The sequence below is a fragment of the Colwellia polaris genome, from assembly GCF_002104515.1.
Lineage (GTDB): Bacteria > Pseudomonadota > Gammaproteobacteria > Enterobacterales > Alteromonadaceae > Cognaticolwellia > Cognaticolwellia polaris.
Genome location: NZ_NBOE01000022.1, coordinates 2,675 through 5,594, shown reverse-complemented (window position 1 = coordinate 5,594; position 2,920 = coordinate 2,675). Strand labels below are relative to the sequence as shown.

1 rRNA gene is annotated in these 2,920 nt (G+C 49.7%); it reads right to left on the bottom strand.

The features are described 5' to 3' along the window. Positions 1-19: 19 nt before the first annotated feature. A 23S ribosomal RNA gene (locus tag B6A32_RS19050) occupies positions 20-2,910 on the bottom strand. Positions 2,911-2,920: the final 10 nt, after the last annotated feature.

The following is a 2,920-nucleotide window of genomic DNA, read 5'->3' as shown; positions in this document are numbered from 1 at the left end:
AAAACCACTTGGGTGTTGTATGGTTAAGCCTCACGGGTAATTAGTATTGGTTAGCTCAATGCCTCGCAGCACTTCCACACCCAACCTATCAACGTTGTAGTCTCCAACGACCCTTTAGGGAGCTTAAAGCTCCAGTGAGAACTCATCTCAAAGCCTGCTTCCCGCTTAGATGCTTTCAGCGGTTATCAGTTCCGAACGTAGCTACCGGGCAATGCTATTGGCATAACAACCCGAACACCAGCGGTTCGTCCACTCCGGTCCTCTCGTACTAGGAGCAGCCCTCTTCAATTCTCAAACGCCCACGGCAGATAGGGACCGAACTGTCTCACGACGTTCTAAACCCAGCTCGCGTACCACTTTAAATGGCGAACAGCCATACCCTTGGGACCGACTTCAGCCCCAGGATGTGATGAGCCGACATCGAGGTGCCAAACACCGCCGTCGATATGAACTCTTGGGCGGTATCAGCCTGTTATCCCCGGAGTACCTTTTATCCGTTGAGCGATGGCCCTTCCATACAGAACCACCGGATCACTATGACCTACTTTCGTACCTGCTCGACGTGTCTGTCTCGCAGTTAAGCTGGCTTATGCCATTGCACTAACCGTACGATGTCCGACCGTACTTAGCCAACCTTCGTGCTCCTCCGTTACTCTTTAGGAGGAGACCGCCCCAGTCAAACTACCCACCAGACAGTGTCCCCAAGCCCGATTAGGGCCCTAGGTTAGAACATCACGCATACAAGGGTGGTATTTCAAGGTTGGCTCCACTTCATCTGGCGACAAAGTTTCAAAGCCTCCCACCTATCCTACACATGTAGGAGCAATGTTCACTGTCAAGCTATAGTAAAGGTTCACGGGGTCTTTCCGTCTAGCCGCGGGTATACGGCATCTTAACCGCAATTTCAATTTCACTGAGTCTCGGGTGGAGACAGTGTGGCCATGATTACGCCATTCGTGCAGGTCGGAACTTACCCGACAAGGAATTTCGCTACCTTAGGACCGTTATAGTTACGGCCGCCGTTTACCGGGGCTTCGATCATGAGCTTCGCAGAGCTAACCCAATCAATTAACCTTCCGGCACCGGGCAGGCGTCACACCGTATACGTCATCTTTCGATTTTGCACAGTGCTGTGTTTTTAATAAACAGTTCCAGCCACCTGGTTACTTCGACTCTCCGATGCTTACTGAGCAAGTCATTCACATTAGAGAGCGTACCTTCTCCCGAAGTTACGGTACTATTTTGCCTAGTTCCTTCACCCGAGTTCTCTCAAGCGCCTTAGTATTCTCTACCTAACCACCTGTGTCGGTTTGGGGTACGGTTCCTATATATCTGAAGCTTAGAAGCTTTTCCTGGAAGCATGGCATCAATGACTTCATGTCCTTGGACACTCGTCTCGTATCTCAGCGTTAATGAAGACCCGGATTTACCTAAGTCAACCGCCTACATACTTTCACACGGACTACCAACGCCGTGCTCACCTAGCCTACTCCGTCCCTCCTTCGCAATATATAGAAGTACAGAAATATTAATCTGTTTCCCATCGACTACGCGTTTCCGCCTCGCCTTAGGGGCCGACTTACCCTGCCCTGATTAACATGGGACAGGAAACCTTGGTCTTTCGGCGGGGGAGTTTTTCACTCCCCTTATCGTTACTCATGTCAGCATTCGCACTTCTGATACCTCCAGCATGCTTTACAACACACCTTCAACGGCTTACAGAACGCTCCCCTACCACTCATCATAAATGATGAATCCGCAGCTTCGGTGACTAGTTTAGCCCCGTTACATCTTCCGCGCAGACCGACTCGACTAGTGAGCTATTACGCTTTCTTTAAAGGATGGCTGCTTCTAAGCCAACCTCCTAGCTGTCTATGCCTTTCCACATCGTTTCCCACTTAACTAGTACTTTGGGACCTTAGCTGGCGGTCTGGGTTGTTTCCCTCTTCACAACGGACGTTAGCACCCGTAGTGTGTCTCCCGCATATCACTCATTGGTATTCGGAGTTTGCAAAGGGTTGGTAAGTCGGGATGACCCCCTAGCCTTAACAGTGCTCTACCCCCAATGGTGTTCGTGCGAGGCTCTACCTAAATAGATTTCGGGGAGAACCAGCTATCTCCCGGCTTGATTAGCCTTTCACTCCGACCCACAAGTCATCACCGCATTTTTCAACATACGTGTGTTCGGTCCTCCAGTTGATGTTACTCAACCTTCAACCTGCCCATGGGTAGATCGCCGGGTTTCGGGTCTATACCCTGCAACTAAACGCGCAGTTAACACTCGCTTTCGCTACGGCTCCCCTATTCGGTTAACCTTGCTACAGAATATAAGTCGCTGACCCATTATACAAAAGGTACGCAATCACCGGACTAAATCCGGCTCTCACTGCTTGTACGTATGCGGTTTCAGGTTCTATTTCACTCCCCTCACAGGGGTTCTTTTCGCCTTTCCCTCACGGTACTGGTTCACTATCGGTCAGTTAGGAGTATTTAGCCTTGGAGGATGGTCCCCCCATGTTCAGTCAACGTTTCACGTGTGCCGACCTACTCGATTTCATGATAAGTTTATTTTCGTGTACGGGACTATCACCCTGTATCGTTCTACTTTCCAGTAGATTCCACTAACTTACAAACCACTTAAGGGCTAATTCGCGTTCGCTCGCCGCTACTAACGAAATCTCGGTTGATTTCTTTTCCTCGGGGTACTTAGATGTTTCAGTTCTCCCGGTTCGCCTCATTAAGCTATGTATTCACTTAATGATACCCGCCTTACGACGGGTGGGTTTCCCCATTCGGATATCGCAGTCTATAACGGTTTTTATCACCTTAACTACGCTTTTCGCAGATTAACACGTCCTTCATCGCCTCTAACTGCCAAGGCATCCACCACATACGCTTAGTCACTTAACCATACAACCCC